The 16151-nt window shown below is 42.0% G+C and carries 10 protein-coding genes; 5 read left to right on the top strand and 5 right to left on the bottom strand.

Going from position 1 to position 16151, the window contains the following annotated elements:
* The first annotated feature begins 855 nt into the window (after window positions 1–855).
* The 3 genes from AB4263_RS09755 (at window position 856) to AB4263_RS09765 (ending at window position 6703) form a co-directional block, all read left to right on the top strand.
* On the top strand, window positions 856–2727 hold the full coding sequence (locus tag AB4263_RS09755) for a methyl-accepting chemotaxis protein (protein ID WP_102428434.1): 1872 nt from the start codon (window positions 856–858) through the stop codon (window positions 2725–2727).
* Between the two features lie 237 nt (window positions 2728–2964).
* Window positions 2965–4707: a polysaccharide lyase family 7 protein gene (locus tag AB4263_RS09760; RefSeq protein ID WP_372098155.1), complete on the top strand. Its 1743-nt coding sequence runs from the start codon at window positions 2965–2967 to the stop codon at window positions 4705–4707.
* Between the two features lie 430 nt (window positions 4708–5137).
* The gene (locus AB4263_RS09765) at window positions 5138–6703 is read left to right on the top strand and encodes a polysaccharide lyase family 7 protein (protein ID WP_102428436.1); all 1566 of its coding nucleotides are present in this window, start codon (window positions 5138–5140) and stop codon (window positions 6701–6703) included.
* Between the two features lie 952 nt (window positions 6704–7655).
* Here the strand turns inward: AB4263_RS09765 and AB4263_RS09770 are convergent.
* Window positions 7656–8897: a hypothetical protein gene (locus AB4263_RS09770; protein ID WP_372098156.1), complete on the bottom strand. Its 1242-nt coding sequence runs from the start codon at window positions 8895–8897 to the stop codon at window positions 7656–7658.
* 87 nt (window positions 8898–8984) lie between these two features.
* Window positions 8985–9749: an oligogalacturonate-specific porin KdgM family protein gene (locus AB4263_RS09775; protein ID WP_372098161.1), complete on the bottom strand. Its 765-nt coding sequence runs from the start codon at window positions 9747–9749 to the stop codon at window positions 8985–8987.
* A gap of 663 nt (window positions 9750–10412) precedes the next feature.
* Here AB4263_RS09775 and AB4263_RS09780 point away from each other — a divergent pair.
* Window positions 10413–11450 carry a polysaccharide lyase family 7 protein gene (locus AB4263_RS09780; protein ID WP_372098157.1) on the top strand — a complete coding sequence of 346 codons (1038 nt, stop codon included), beginning with the start codon at window positions 10413–10415 and terminating at the stop codon, window positions 11448–11450.
* 258 nt (window positions 11451–11708) lie between these two features.
* Here AB4263_RS09780 and AB4263_RS09785 read toward each other — a convergent pair whose 3' ends face one another.
* The 3 genes from AB4263_RS09785 to AB4263_RS09795 form a co-directional block, all read right to left on the bottom strand.
* On the bottom strand, window positions 11709–13076 hold the full coding sequence (locus AB4263_RS09785) for an MATE family efflux transporter (protein ID WP_080582237.1): 1368 nt from the start codon (window positions 13074–13076) through the stop codon (window positions 11709–11711).
* Window positions 13077–13224: 148 nt separating this feature from the next.
* A complete protein-coding gene (locus tag AB4263_RS09790) occupies window positions 13225–13947 on the bottom strand; it encodes a FadR/GntR family transcriptional regulator (protein ID WP_017063624.1) in 723 nt (240 codons plus the stop codon).
* Between the two features lie 174 nt (window positions 13948–14121).
* Window positions 14122–14898 (bottom strand): SDR family NAD(P)-dependent oxidoreductase, encoded by a 777-nt coding sequence (locus AB4263_RS09795; RefSeq protein ID WP_065584137.1) that lies wholly within the window; start codon window positions 14896–14898, stop codon window positions 14122–14124.
* Window positions 14899–15240: 342 nt separating this feature from the next.
* On the opposite strand from AB4263_RS09795, the gene AB4263_RS09800 reads away from it, so the two are divergent.
* Entirely contained in the window at window positions 15241–15960 is a 720-nt protein-coding gene (locus tag AB4263_RS09800; RefSeq protein WP_010438385.1) for a FadR/GntR family transcriptional regulator, read from the top strand.
* The last annotated feature ends 191 nt before the right edge of the window (window positions 15961–16151 follow it).

The following is a 16151-nucleotide window of genomic DNA, read 5'->3' on the forward strand; positions in this document are numbered from 1 at the left end:
ATATCTATATCTATATCTATTTGTAAATTCAAAGCCTTCTAGCACCAACTCACTCACTTTTCCTCGCAAGCTTAAACCAGTGCACTTAACTGATTGTTGGCGATGGCTTAACACCGCTCGTATATCGGGTCTGAAAAGAAAGTAAAAAAAACCCACACAGCTGGTGACTGTATGGGCATGTTCGGACGAGCCGTCTGGAAAAACAAATGATCAATAGAAAGTGAAAAAACGAATAACGAGATCCCCCGACAGTTTCTACGTTAAACGAGTTCAATGACCTTAAAGCGGCTGCTTCAATTATCACTTTGAACTGAACAAAAGCATCCAGAAAGAACTTAAGTTATGATTCAAATACACCATAACTTAAGGCTTATTGTATTACAAATAAATTTTAAGATTGAATGCCTTGAGTGAATGGTTAGTTGGTAGAAGTGTGAGTTAAGACTCATTTTTGCATACTATTAGGTAGCGTGGGACAGTAAAATCTGGTGATGATAATTATCGACAGAAATATGACTTTTCACTATGAAATTGGACGTTTTACAAATTTATAGTGATTTTATTCAATGAGATGAAAGTCAAAACGCATAAATGATAACTATGTCACAGGGCTATTTTAGCCGGTTTTAATATGTCAAGATTGCTCACAGAAAGTGCAGTAAATTAAACATACAATATTAATTAAATTGATGGTTGTGACGATGGAACGGCATGAACAAGTTTTGCTTCCCGTATCTTCGAATATCTAAAAAATGACCATTTCATTCGGATAAAAATAATAGACATAGGTTGATATGGATTATGAGTTTTATGAATTCAAAATTGTCTCTAGGGTTTAAAGGAAAATTGATTTTAATGGTGGCGATCGTCAGTTCCAGTGCCTTGGCATTTACGAACTGGTTCACGCTTAACTTGGCGACTGATCAAGTAAACCAAACGATTTATAACGAGATTGATCACTCGTTAACGATAGAAATTAATCAAATAGAAAATACCGTTCAGCGCACCATCGATACCGTTAACTCTGTTGCACAAGAGTTCATGAAATCCCCATACCAAGTGCCGAATGAAGCACTCATGCATTATGCTGCAAAGCTGGGTGGCATTGACAAGATTGTGGTGGGTTTTGACGACGGCCGTTCTTATACCTCTCGCCCTTCAGAGTCTTTTCCTAACGGTGTAGGGATAAAAGAAAAATACAATCCAACCGTTCGACCTTGGTATCAACAAGCCAAATTGAAATCAGGCTTATCTTTTAGTGATCTGTTTTTCACTAAGAGTACTCAAGTGCCTATGATCGGTGTGACCTACTCATACCAAGATCGTGTCATCATGGCCGACATACGTTTTGACGATTTGGAAACTCAGCTTAAACAGCTGGACAGTATCTACGAAGCCAAAGGCATTATTATCGACGAGAAAGGGATGGTGGTCGCTTCAACAGTCGAAAACGTACTTCCGCAAAGCAATATATCTTCTGCAGATACTCAGATGAGACTCAATAGTGCCATTGAACAGCCTGACCAATTCATTGAGGGTGTGATTGATGGCAACCAGAGAATTTTGATGGCCAAGAAAGTGGATATTGGCAGCCAGAAAGAATGGTACATGATATCTAGTATCGATCCTGAACTCGCGCTCAATCAGTTGAATGGCGTGATGTCGAGTGCGCGTATCCTTATCGTGGCATGTGTGCTTGGCTCGGTGATATTGATGATTTTACTGCTGAATCGCTTCTACCGCCCAATCGTGTCACTGAGAAAAATCGTCCACGATCTATCTCAAGGTAACGGAGACCTGACTCAAAGGCTTGTTGAGAAGGGGAATGATGACTTAGGGCATATCGCCAAAGACATCAACTTGTTCATCATTGGTCTGCAAGAGATGGTTAAGGACGTCAAATTTAAGAACTCGGATCTCGATACTAAGGTACTGAGTATTCGTGAAGGTTGTAAAGAAACCAGCGATGTACTGAAAGTTCACACTGATGAAACGGTTCAAGTGGTCTCTGCAATTAACGGCTTATCTGAAGCATCAAACGAAGTCGAGAAGAGTTCTCAGTCGGCGGCAGAAGCAGCAAGAGAGGCCGCTGTGTTCAGTGATGAGACGAAACAAATTAACACCGTGACGGAAACCTATATCAGTGATCTTGAGAAGCAAGTCTGCACCACCTCTGATGATATTCGCTCAATGGCGAATGAAACGCAGAGCATCCAGTCTATCGTGTCTGTGATTGGAGGAATTGCGGAACAAACTAATTTGCTGGCATTGAATGCGTCAATTGAAGCGGCGAGAGCGGGTGAGCATGGCCGAGGTTTCGCGGTGGTTGCTGATGAAGTCCGTGCGTTAGCCAACCGAACTCAAATCAGTACTTCTGAAATTGATGAAGCGCTGTCTGGCTTGCAGTCTAAATCAGATGGTTTGGTTAAATCGATTGAGTTGACCAAAAGTAACTGTGAAATGACGCGTGCCCAAGTGGTTCAAGCGGTAAATATGTTGGCCAAGCTAACGGAACAGATGGAAACGGTAAGTCGTTTTAATAACGATATTTCGGGTTCGTCTGTTGAGCAGAACGCCCTTATTCAGAGCATTGCTAAGAACATGCATAAGATTGAAAGCTTTGTTGAGGAGCTTAATAAGCTAAGCCAAGATCAGTTGATTGAATCAGCAGAAATCAAAACACTTAACGGCAGCGTTAGTGACTTGATGAGCAGCTTTAAGGTTTAACTTTTCTAATATTTATATTTAAAAATCAACATACTAAGTTTAGTTGTTGATCTGAGAGCCACTCAATAGCTTGCGAGTTTAGAGTGGCCTTTCTGCGTTTTTCTTGAGTCTAACTCTACGCAATACTCATTCATCCCACTTCATTTGCCGCATCTCACATTCTGATAAATATATAATTGACATAAAATAGTACAAATATACATTGTCACTCTATTCTTATGGATAAGTGAGATAAATGTGAATAAGCCAATCTTCGTCGTAGTACTCGCTTCGCTTACGTATGGCTGCGGTGGAAGCAGCTCCAGTGACAGCAGTGATCCTTCCGATACCAATAACCCAGGAATGCCCGCTGGTGTTGTTGCTCCCTATGATATTACCAAGTATCAAAACATCCTTTCCAGCTCAGATCTTCAGGTCTCTGATCCTAATGGAGAGGAGGGCAATAAAACCTCTGAAGTCAAAGATGGTAACTTCGATGGTTATGTCAGTGATTATTTTTATGCTGATGAAGAGACGGAAAATCTTATCTTCAAAATGACGAACTACAAGATGCGCTCTGAAGTTCGTGAGGGAGAAAACTTCGATATCAACGAAGCGGGCGTAAGGCGCAGTCTGTATGCGGAAATAAGTTTGCCTGATATTGAGCATGCCATGGCGAGTTCTCCCGCTGATCATGATGAAGTGACGTTGCTGCAGATACACAATAAGGGGACTGATGAGAGTGGTACGGGTTATATCCCTCATCCGCTATTGCGTGTGGTTTGGGAGCAAGAACGAGATGGCCTCACAGGTCACTACTGGGCAGTCATGAAAAACAATGCTATTGATTGTAGCAGCGCTGCTGACTCTTCGGATTGTTATGCCACGTCATACAATCGCTACGATTTAGGTGAGGCGGAATTGGACAGTTTTACCAAATTTGATCTTTCTGTTTATGAGAACACACTGTCGCTCAAAGTGAATGATGAAGTAAAAGTGAATCAAGACATCGCTTACTGGCAGCATTTATTGAGCTACTTCAAAGCGGGTATCTATAACCAATTTGAGAATGGTGAAGCGATTGCTTACTATCAGGCGTTGAGATACACCACGACTCAAATCGATGGATCAAACGATTGGGACATTAATGATTGGAAGCTGACTATTCCACCGAGTAAGAATGATTGGTATGGAAGCGGTGGTGACAGTGCTGCTGAGTTAGAACCAGAACGTTGTGAATCGAGTAAAGATCTTCTTTCAAATGACAGCGATGTGTACGACAGTGATATTGATCTTTCTTACTTCAATACTGATGAAGGAAGAATGCACTTTAGAGCGGATATGGGATACGGCACCTCTACCCAAAACTCTAGCTATATTCGCTCTGAGCTCAGGGAGTTGTATCAAAGCAGTGTTCAACCGGATTGTAGCACCAGCGATGAAGATACAAGTTGGTATTTGGACGACACTAGAACGAACGCTACCAGTCACGAGTTAACCGCAAGCTTGCGAATTGAAGATTACCCGAACATCAACAATCAAGATCCAAAAGTGGTACTTGGACAAATCCATGGTTGGAAGATCAATCAAGCATTGGTGAAACTGTTATGGGAAGGCGAGAGTAAGCCAGTAAGAGTGATACTGAACTCTGATTTTGAGCGCAACAACCAAGACTGTAATCATTGTGACCCGTTCAGTGTCGAGTTAGGGACTTATTCGGCAAGTGAAGAGTGGCGATATACGATTCGTGCCAATCAAGACGGTATCTACTTGGCGACTCATGATTTAGATGGAACCAACACCGTTTCTCATTTAATCCCTTGGGGACAAGATTACACAGATAAAGATGGGGACACGGTTTCTTTAACTCAAGATTGGGCCTCTAACGACATCGCTTTCTACTTCAAAGCGGGTATCTACCCACAATTTAAGCCAGACAGCGAGTACGCCGGTGAGATATTTGATGTGAGTTTTAGCTCTGTGAGAGCGGCCCATTATTAAGCTCGCGCTGCTTTAACACTCGCGCTGGTTTAACAAATAAAAACCGTAATTAAAAGACCACATCAGTTGTTAACAATGTGGTCTTTTTTTGTGCTCAAATGTAATGGGTTAGGTGACTTTAATTTAAATAACGAGATCAACTTCCCGGTGAATAGCCACCAAAAATTATCGTCGCTTAGACGAGATGCTGATCCAAAATTTATCTACTCTCTATTTTATCAATAAGAAATGTGATCCAGTTAATATATGGATAAAGCAGAAAGTGTCCCCAGTCTCATTTATTCAATGAAACGTTTTATTTGTATTATAAGATTACGTAAGATTTTTATGTACTCGCAAACATCCAAATATAAATCACTTAATAACAGGAGTTCGCGGACTTTGATTTCACTTACAAGCGCTGCCTTTGTAATATAATAATGGGTTTAATATGAAACAAACGATTCTAAAAAGCTTACTTGCCTCTTCTGTCCTACTAGCGGTGGGTTGTACAAGCACAACACCAACGGTTGAGTTTCCGAACAACAAAGAAACGGGTGAAGCTCTACTGATGCCAGTTGCAGCTACTGCAAGCAGCCACGATGGTAACGGCCCAGATTTTCTTCTTGACCAAGATCTTACAACGCGTTGGTCTTCAGCGGGTGACGGCGAGTGGGCAATGCTAGACTACGGCTCTGTACAAGAGTTTGACGCAGTTCAGGCCGCTTTCAGTAAAGGTAATGAGCGTCAGTCTAAATTTGATATTCAAGTAAGTGTCGATGGTGAAACCTGGACAACCGTACTTGAAAACCAACTGAGCTCAGGTAAAGCGATCGGCCTAGAGCGTTTCCAATTCGAGCCAGCAGTACAAGCGCGCTACGTGAGATACGTGGGTCACGGTAACACTAAAAACGGTTGGAACAGCTTGACTGAGTTGGCGGCGGTTAACTGTAATGTTAACGCTTGTCCAACAAGCCATATCATCACGCCAGCAGTGGTTGCCGCTGAGCAAACAATGATCGCTGAAATGAAAGCAGCAGAAAAAGCCGCTAAAGAAGCGCGCAAAGATTTGCGTACCGGTAACTTTGGTGCACCAGCGGTTTACCCTTGTGATACAACCGTAGAGTGCCAAACACGTACTGCGATGCCAGCACCGACTAACCTACCTGAAACACCGCTTGCAGGTAATGCACCAAGCGAAAACTTTGACTTGACTCACTGGTACCTATCTCAACCATTCGATCATGACAAAAATGGCAAGCCAGATGACGTTTCTGAGTGGAACCTTGCAAACGGTTACCAGCACCCAGAGATCTTCTACACTGCTGATGATGGCGGCATGGTATTCAAATCTTACGTAAAAGGTGTGCGTACGTCTGCAAACACTAAGTATGCTCGTACTGAGCTACGTGAAATGATGCGTCGTGGTGACCAGTCGATCAAAACCCAAGGTGTTAACAAGAACAACTGGGTATTCTCAACGGCACCAGAAGCTGACCTAAAAGCGGCGGCTGGCATTGATGGCGTAATGGAAGCAACATTGAAGATTGACCATGCAACCACAACGGGTAACGCGAATGAAGTAGGTCGCTTTATCATTGGTCAAATTCACGACAAAGACGATGAGCCAATTCGTTTGTACTACCGTAAATTGCCAAACCAAGCGACTGGTGCGGTTTACTTTGCACACGAAGGTCAAAACGGTACTAAAGAGAACTTCTACCCACTTGTTGGTGGCATGACAGCAGAAGTGGGTGAGGATGGTATCGCACTTGGTGAGGTATTCAGCTACCGCATCGAAGTGAAAGGCCACGATCTGATCGTAACGCTAATGCGTGAAGGTCATGACGACGTACAACAAGTGGTTGATATGAGTAACAGCGGTTACGATGTTGGCGGCAAGTACATGTACTTCAAAGCAGGTGTTTACAACCAAAACATCAGCGGCGACCTAGACGATTACTCACAAGCGACTTTCTACCAGCTAGATGTATCGCACGATCAATACCAAAAGTAATCTAACCGAATAACACTTAATATTAAAGCTATCGCAATAGCCTCCAGCCTTAGGGTTTGGAGGCTTTTTTGTGCCTGCTGTTGGTTGGGCTTAAGCGTATGATTTAATTGAGTAGGAGAGGGGTAGTTATCAGTTGCACAGAGTTTAAGACATTATCATTAAGCTCATTCAGTATTAACTTTAGTCATTATCAGTCACTATTACCCCCAAGCGCCGATCACAATTAACCTAGCTCATGATTAATCTCAGTTACCAATAGGCTAGCCTGTCGCGGATTCAAACCCAAATAATGTCGTGATGTTTATCGGAATCACCATAGCTCGAAAACTTTGACCTTGTTCTCAAGGCTTTGCCAATGCACGAACGTATTATGTGCGTGGTTTACTAATAAGCGTTAGCTCGGCTGACTACCCATACTGTTCTTGAAACCGTCACTCTTGGGTTGTTTAGTGAGGCTCCTAGCAACAGCCATAAATAGTGCTCTAACTCTTTCATAATTAGAAGGGTAGGGTTAGCCATTCTATTGGTTCCAATGCTTTATGAAATACTAGGCGGGCTCAAGTCGATGATCAAACGAATCTAGTGCTCAAGGGGATGCGTTTGAGGGTTAGTTGCTTACAGGCCGTAAATACCTTGATTGTATGGTACGGTGATGCTGAATAATAATTTGTGGGTTGAGTGCAGAGCTGAGGGGTTTTGTTTATCTATGATAGATACAGGGCTTTTGAGAGGGCTAGAACAGTAGAAAGGCAGAATGACAATTAGCGCTAGAGTTATTCTGGTTTTTAATTAGAGTAAATAAAATAGATATTTTGCTTGTTAAATTTAATCGTGTAATAAGCTCTGTGTTTTAAAAAATAAAAAAGCCATAGCAGTTGCTATGGCTTTGGATAAGTCAGGTTCTAAGATAAGCAAACAGCAAGTCAACTTGTCTGTTTTGATACTCTTAGGTTTAGTTCAAGGTATTTTCTTTACCAGATGCAGTGTTTACTGCAGATGGTTGTGCGTAGATAGCTGTATTTCTATTATTGCTAGTGTTGTCAGCTGAAAGTAAGGTCGTATAACCATTGAATGTATTGCTTTCGATAGTGACATTACAGTTAAGGTTATCCTCACTAGGCTTTATGATTGCACTGCTAGAATCGCCAACTTTAATTCCGCCAACATCACTACCACCAGAGTTAATAGTGAATGTATTATTTGTGATTTGTGAACCAAATCGCCCGTTGTCACTGCTACAGTTAATACGAATCGCATTATTTTGGAAACTGCCACTCAAACCGACAAATTCGCTACTGTCTAATGTAAAGTAACCTCGAGAGAATAACCAACTTGCTTTTTTAGTACCTAGATCATCTTCGGTAATGCCGTTTGCATCGAACTTTAGATTTTCAAGTGCTACAGGATCTGAATCTTTACCAATTTTACCAATAACGATCGCACCAGTTTCATTATCTGAAGTACCAGCTGATTCCCTGCCAAAACACCCTGCCAAATTGTCATTAGCAAAAGTCATGTCTTTGATACCTGCACCGGGTGCAGTGACATCAATACAAGCATCACCGGTAATTGTTGCTAAACCAGCACCATCAAGTGTGACTGCTTTGTTTAGCTCAATAACGCCGGTATCAAACGTACCTTCAGATGACAAACCAATAGTGTCGCCAACTTCTGCTGATGCAATCGCAGCGTTCACTTCATCGACTGATTTAGCATTTCCATCATCGGCATTATCTAACGCAGTTATAACAGATTCATCTGTAATCTCTGTTCCGTCGAAAGATGTTTCTACGTCATCTTTTTCACAGGTCATTTCGAGTTGTTGGTCAGTTACTGTATAAGTACAGTCATTACCATTAAAGGACACAACACCTTCTTCTTCAGCAGTATATGTTGAACTCTCAAAAGTGTAGCCACTATCTACGTCGCCGCTGTAAATGCTTAGAGCACGTGTGCCTTCCTCATCATTATCAAAGCGATATGGTGAAGTTCCGCTGGTTGACTGTGCTGCAATTTCACCACCTGTCAGCTCCCAATAGATATTTTCTAAAGAGTAAACTTCCGTAGGTTCCTCTACGACAGGAGGTGGAGTAACGGAAGGGTTTTCGTCGTTTTCACTACCTACATCGAAGTCACAACCAAACAAAAAACTTGTAGAAATAGCTACGGCAATAGCTGATTTAGACATTTTCATAATAATTTCCCTTTATTTCCCTGCGGTGGCTAGACGACATAAACGGGTTTGAGTCTAGCCACTTATTATTTATAGATTGTTAACGACTTAGAATGAGTAAGTTACGCCTACACGTGTTCTTAGCTGACGGTCATCGCTGGTTGAACCTGCACCTTTAACATTCCAAATTTCAAAATATGGGCGGATGTCGCCAAGTTGGTAGCCGACAATTGCACCTAAGTCCCAGTTTTCATTAGTGTTGTTAAAAAGACGAACGTCATCGTAGTTGTGGATGTAGTTTGCTTCGTAACTTAGGCGAAGGTTTTTCAGATCTGGGTTAGAGAATCTGTATGAACCCGTTAGTGTCAATTTGCCTTCTTGGAATGTTTTGCCTGCAGAAGCAACACTAGTCGTGCCATCTGCAAGAGTACGGTTACCGTTGCTTTCGCTGTCTGAATATTCTCTGAATTCATGGCGGTAACGAAGGGCAGTTGTTAAGCCAAAGCTTGCTTTGTAGCCCACACGTACTTGTGGTTTATACGTCGTTCTTTCATCACCAAACGTAATTGGCATACCTGGCTGTATGTACCATTGCTTGTTGATATCGTATCGAACGCCCCAATCAAATTCAGTATCACCACGTGTCATTTGATTCCAAAAGTCAGTTGCGTCGCTACTATGGAATTTTTGCTCTACGCTAAAGTTCAGTTTTGTATTATCGGCAACTTTTACAGACTCACCGATTTTTATACGCTGTGCGTAAGTCTTTTCGTCGTGTTTATATTCTGCGCGGTAGTTCAGAGAACCAGCACTAACCGAGCCTGCAAATAAAGTTGCTGCCACTGCGAAGGCAATTTTATCCATTTTTTTCATCATTACTCTCGTATTTTAAATTTAAGATTAAGTAAAGGTAGGGTAATCCATTTGAGCTATCCATTAACTCATACAATAATCTTATATTTTAAGATTATAAAAAACCGTGAGCTGAGACGCAATGCAAATAAATCACATGTTGACATGTTTGTTAATTGAGTTGTCAGTCACGTTTTACTCGTCATGAAAGTATAAAAAAACGCCTAATTAGGCCATTTAAGCAACTTTTTAGTAATTAATTTAACAAATAAGGCGTGTTTATAGCGAAATGTTATGAAGATCCCATTTTTAATGCTGTGTTTGATTCTGACAATGATCGTGCTCTCAGTTTTCTATTCTCACCAAGAAGCGGTCAATGTATGTGATAAAATAATACAAATGTTTTATGGAAAAACACTGTGGTATGAAGCTTATGACTATGAGCGAAGCGCTGATATTTATTAGCTAAGTGGCGATATATTTTAGCTAAGCGAGCATATATTTGAGGCCAGTGGCTTATGTTTTGCTAGCCTGCTTTCTATTTCGTTAACCAGCTTTTTGTATCTCGTTAACCTACTTCTTGTGTTTCTTTAACTTAATTACAGTCGCAATGCTTTGATTGCTTATTACCCAGTGGATATTGACCACTCTCCAGATGCTCATTTCTAATTAAGGATAATTCCAATGTTCAAAAAAAACGTACTTGCTATCGCTTTGCTATCCGCAGTTCCACTCGTCTCGTTCGCTAATAACGGTGTTTCTTATCCGGTCCCTGGCGATAACTTTGATATGAAGCATTGGAAAATCACCATTCCGTCAGATATCAATGAGGATGGTCGTGTCGATGAAATTGAAGGGGTCGCCATGATGAGCTACTCCCATAGTGATTTCTTCCATCTTGATAAAGACGGTCACTTGGTATTTGAAGTGCAGAACCAAGCCATTACCACTAAGAATTCAAAGAATGCGCGCTCTGAACTACGACAAATGCCACGCGGTGCTGATTTTTCAATTGATACCGCCGCTAAAGGAAATCAGTGGGCGTTATCGAGCCACCCAGCAGCAAGTGAGTACAGTGCGGTTGGCGGAACGTTAGCTGCGACACTCAAAGTAAACCACGTTGCCGTTAACGCTAAGTTCCCTGAAAAATACCCTGCGCACTCAGTGGTGGTAGGGCAGATACATGCCAAAAAACACGATGAGTTAATTAAAGCGGCGACGGGTTACGGTCATGGCAATGAGCCACTTAAAATCTTCTACAAAAAGTTTCCGGATCAAGAGATGGGTTCCGTGTTCTGGAACTATGAACGCAATCTAGCTAAGAACGATCCAAACCGCATCGATATTGCTTACCCTGTTTGGGGTAACACTTGGGAAAACCCAGCGGAACCGGGTGAAGCAGGCATTGCTCTTGGTGAAGAGTTTAGCTACAAAGTGGAAGTGAAAGGCACCATAATGTACCTAACGTTTGAAACAGAACGTCACGATACGGTTAAGTATGAAATCGATCTGAGCAAGGGTATTGATGAGCTTGATTCACCAACGGGTTATGCTGAAGATGATTTCTATTACAAAGCGGGCGCATACGGCCAATGTAGCGTGAGCGATTCTCACCCTGTATGGGGACCTGGTTGTGGCGGTACTGGCGATTTCGCTATCGATAAAAAGAATGGCGATTACAACAGTGTGACTTTCTCAGCGCTTAAGTTGAACGGTAAATAGCACATAGCATAACCAATAGGCTAGCTAGACGCAGTCCTTAAGGAATATTTTCGAAGACCACTTAACCGAATGTTGAGTGGTCTTTTTGTTTTATATGAGTTTTAAGATGACCTTGGTATTAATGTGACCTTGGTATCAATGAGGGTGTGCTGAAGCCTACCAATGAATGGTACAGCTAAAACAATACAACCTTGTCAAAAGACAAGGTTGTATTCAGAACGCGTGGGAAGATTTTAGGACGGCAACTCGATACGGATTTTAGTCATACATCAACTCTTTAGCTTTGTCGGCATCAAACTCTTTAAGAGACTTTCGAGCCAAATGACGGAATGGGAAAGCTTTAACGACTTCTTCGAATGGTTGGATAGCGAAAGCCCAAAAGATAGAACCGTCTAATCCAAAGATGATCAATGCACACAATGGAATTGAAATTACCCATTGACCAGTAAAGTTGATTTTGAAGACTGCGGTCGTTTTTCCTAGTGCTCTTAGTACATTCCCATGAACCGTGTTGTAGCCACGGACAATCGGCAAGAAGATGTAGAGTGGGGCGATAACGGCCAATGCTTGATAGGTAGACTCATCCAAGTTCGGGTAAATGTCACCAATGACCAGACTTAATCCTGCGAACAAGATTGCACACACAAAAGAAATGACGACCGCAATATCAATACTGGTATCGACGTTTTTGACTAGGTCATCCATCTTTTTAGAGCCAATCGCTTGGCTGATAGTAATTGCGGAAGAGTGAGCCCAAGCGGTAATAAATTGAGAGACAGCCCTGATCCAAGGCATCACCAAAGTAATCGCTACGTAAGCGTTGATGTTAAGTTGCGAATACAACAATTGATATATCGTTGCGCCAATCAAAAGCATGGTCACGTTCGCTGCTACAGGGAATATTTCGATAAAGTGACGGCGAACGTTGGTAAAGAATTCAGAGCGCTGAGCGTCTAATTTGAGTGAAATCGCTGAGCTTAAATGCACGCACAAAACCAAATACAGCAAGCGGATCGTTATTGCAATAATGCTGCCTAATGCAGCGCCTTGTACTCCAATCCCTTCAAAATTAGAAAAACCATGAATCAGCACATATGAGAGTACAGCATTGATAGGCAGTTCAATTAAGTAACCTTTGAATGGGACTTTAGTTCTGCCTAGCGCATTAAATAAAGCAATGATCACCTGCGTTAACGCGGTAAAAATAACGATGTATTTCGAGATGTCTAGATAGCGGCTGATTTCTAAGTGAAGGGAAGCGTCATCTGTTAAAGCTTGAATCAAGGGTTGTTCGAAAAAAGTAAGTAGAAGCCAAAATAGTGTTGCTACGCCAAGGTTGATAAATAACCCTGCCCAAAATGCTTTAGATAATGATGCGGCGATGCCAGAGCCCACTGCGCGGCTTAATACTAACTGAGTACCGTTTGCCAGCGCCATTTGAATTCCCAGTACAAAGGCAACGATAGTCGTCGCAATCCCCATTGCAGCTAAAGGGATTTCACCAAGAGGAGAGACAAGCAGTGTGTCGATCATCAACATCGACTGCATCAAGATACCGTTTAAGGCGAGGGGCCAGGCGAGAGAGAAATTTTTCCTTACGTACGATTGTGAAGACACAAACAACACCTTATGTGTATAACCGTAAGCTTTCTCTGAGGTGGCGGAGTAGAGCGTTTAAAGAAGAAAACACTACGGTAGTTGATGGTTAAAAAATGGGTGCTAAAACAAGACTGACTTGTGTCTTTGAAAAACAAGTCAGTTTGGTTAATCTCGGTTATGCGATGGCTAATTCAACCCTAGAGAGCTTTTGGTTCTCATCGTCTAGCAGGACTTGAGAAGCAATTCGTGCTTGCTTGGCATCGCCAGACATTATTGCGTCGTAAATCGCTTTGTGTTCTTCTAAACAGAAGCGACCGCCTTCAGCGGAGTGGTCGATAAACTGCTTGAAGATAGTCGACAGAATGTTCGCGAATGGAATGTAAAATTGATTACCTGTCGATAAGAAAATCGTTTGGTGAAACAGGTGATCGTTGGTCGTCCACTCTTCATAATCGAAGCTATTTGCTGCGATGGTCATTTTCTGGAAAAGAATCGAAAGCTCTTTGCGTTGCTCTACAGTTGCATTGGTTGCAGCGAGCGCACACGCTTCCGGGTCAATCGCTTTTCTTAAGCCTAAGAATTGAGACAAGAAGGGTTTAGTATCTTCTAAATCTTGGATCCAGTACAGCAATTGCGGGTCCAAGAAGTGCCACTGTGTTCTCGGTTTGATACGAGTGCCCACTTTTGGCTTCGACTCGATTAAACCTTTTGCCGAAAGTAGCTTAGTTGATTCTCGAAGGGCAGTTCTGCTCACTCCAAAGATTTCGCACAGCTCCATTTCGCTGGGTAACTTTTGATTTTCTTCTAACTCGCCTGACAAGATCTTGCGAGCAATTTGTCTCGCCACTTGAACATGAATTCGGCGGCTTGAATCTTCCACCAATGTAAATATTGACATTTAAACCACCTGAAATTGAAACTTTGAAAACACTAAAAGCCAGACGAATCTGGTGTTTAGTGTCAGTGTATACGTCGAATTTAGTGTGAGGTTTTCCCTCATCTACTCGGGTCTGTTAACCTTATATAGTGTGGCGAACTTAAATCGCTGAGTGAGCTTATATAAACCAGCTAACTAGGGCGTTATTTGTCCGCCATTCACATCTAGGATTTGACCTGTGATGTAACCGCTGCAAGCATGTGAGGCAAAGAAAGCAAAAGTAGGTGCTACTTCTTCAATACTGCCAAAGCGACCCATAGGGATATTGCTAGCAATGGTCGACTTTAGCTCATCGCTTTTGCCGTCATGAAATGCGGTATCGATAGTGCCTGGTGAAACTATGTTGAAACGGATATTGTCTTTAGCAAATTCTTTTACCCAGTTCCGATGGATATCGTGTAACCAAGCTTTCGATGCGGCATATACACCAGCACCCACACCACCACCTTCACGAGCGGCAATCGAACCCGTGCTAATCACACAAGATGTTTGCCCGGACTCAGCAGCAGAGGCGCGTAAGTGCGGGATAGAGAACTTGGTTGTCATCAGCGCAGAGCGAACATTAAGGTTCATTACGCGCTCATAAAACTCATCATCGATATTTTCTAGATTGGCGCGACCACCAAGGCCACCGGCGTTGTTAATCAACACGTCCATGCCACCAAAATGATCAGTGAACTCTTTGACTAACCTTTCGCACTCTAATGTGTCCATTAGGTTTGCAGGAAAAAAGGCAACATCGCCACCCAGTGCGGTAAGTTCAGATAGAACGTCATCAACTTTTGGGCTAGAAGCACGACTATTGATACCAATTTTTGCACCATACTTTGCGAAAATACGTGCTGTAGCTAAGCCCATACCTGCAGTAGAGCCAGTAATTAGAATGCGTTTGCCTTTTAAATCGTTAAACATCACAGTCGCCTATATTGTAGATTATTCGCGTTAATAAATCATACAATAACACTTGCGGTATTCAAGGATAGTCATCTCAAAACTGATCATCAACGACATAAATAGTGAGAGTAAGAGTCGTTTTGTGAGTTTGCGCATACAAAAAACGGTGTAAATAAGAACCATTTGTATGAATAAATGTTTTTAATTAGTTTGATGAACTAAATACTTATAATATTCATAAAATCTTCGCTAGCCTATATCATTCGTGACCTCACGTTATTCTTATACTTAGTTGGTGCAGATATAAATCAGTGCTATAGTCCGGGTTAAATAATACATATCTAATAAGTAAGTAGACACATGGCTGGCTCTTTCAATTCTATTTCAGGCTCTAAGCGAAGCCTTCATGTGCAAGTTGCACGTGAAATCGCTCGTGGTATTTTGTCGGGCAATTTGCCTCAAGGTTCTATTATCCCTGGTGAAATGGCTCTGTGTGAGCAATTTGGAATTAGTAGGACTGCATTAAGAGAAGCGGTTAAGCTTCTTACTTCAAAAGGCCTACTAGAATCTCGACCAAAGATCGGTACTCGCGTTGTTGACCGTGCGTTCTGGAACTTTTTAGACCCGCAATTGATCGAATGGATGGATGGTTTGGCAGATACAGACCAATTCTGTCATCAGTTTTTGGGCTTACGTCGCGCGATTGAACCAGAAGCATGTGCATTGGCTGCTCAGTTCGCGAGCGCTGAACAACGCATTGAACTGTCGGGCATTTTCCAACAGATGGTAGAAATATCAGGTGCTGAAGAGTTTAACCAAGACAGTTGGCTAGATATTGATATGAAATTCCATAGCCTCATCTTCAATGCAACAGGTAATGACTTTTACCTTCCATTTGGCAATATCTTAACGACAATGTTTGTTAACTTTATTTCTCATTCTTCAGAAGAGGGAAGTACGTGTATTAATGAACACCGTCAAATTTATGAAGCAATCATGGCGGGTAACAGTGATAAAGCACGCCAAGCTTCTGCAAGTCATCTATTAGATACTAACCACAGATTGCCAGTAGCAAGCTAGCTTAGTGTTTTGGGTGAGGTTTCAACTCTAAGGTCTTAGCCGTTTCTATCGAGCGTTGCTCTGGATACCTAGTGGAGTCAACCTAAAATTGCTGTTACTACAGACAGTTATCTATTGAAAGCACGTTTAATACGTGCTTTTTTTACATCCAAAATTGATGAAAACTTGACCGATGTCCAATATTTAGTCTT

The sequence above is a fragment of the Vibrio sp. 10N.261.55.C5 genome (assembly GCF_041470505.1).
Classification (GTDB): Bacteria; Pseudomonadota; Gammaproteobacteria; order Enterobacterales; family Vibrionaceae; genus Vibrio; species Vibrio crassostreae_C.

Coding starts and splice junctions, on each gene's coding strand:
- AB4263_RS09755 (WP_102428434.1), top strand. CDS start 856: ATGGTGGCGATCGTCAGTTCCAGTGCCTTGGCATTTACGAACTGGTTC.
- AB4263_RS09765 (WP_102428436.1), top strand. CDS start 5,138: ATGAAACAAACGATTCTAAAAAGCTTACTTGCCTCTTCTGTCCTACTA.
- AB4263_RS09770 (WP_372098156.1), bottom strand. CDS start 8,897: ATGAAAATGTCTAAATCAGCTATTGCCGTAGCTATTTCTACAAGTTTT.
- AB4263_RS09775 (WP_372098161.1), bottom strand. CDS start 9,749: ATGAAAAAAATGGATAAAATTGCCTTCGCAGTGGCAGCAACTTTATTT.
- AB4263_RS09780 (WP_372098157.1), top strand. CDS start 10,413: ATGTTCAAAAAAAACGTACTTGCTATCGCTTTGCTATCCGCAGTTCCA.
- AB4263_RS09790 (WP_017063624.1), bottom strand. CDS start 13,947: ATGTCAATATTTACATTGGTGGAAGATTCAAGCCGCCGAATTCATGTT.
- AB4263_RS09795 (WP_065584137.1), bottom strand. CDS start 14,898: ATGTTTAACGATTTAAAAGGCAAACGCATTCTAATTACTGGCTCTACT.
- AB4263_RS09800 (WP_010438385.1), top strand. CDS start 15,241: ATGGCTGGCTCTTTCAATTCTATTTCAGGCTCTAAGCGAAGCCTTCAT.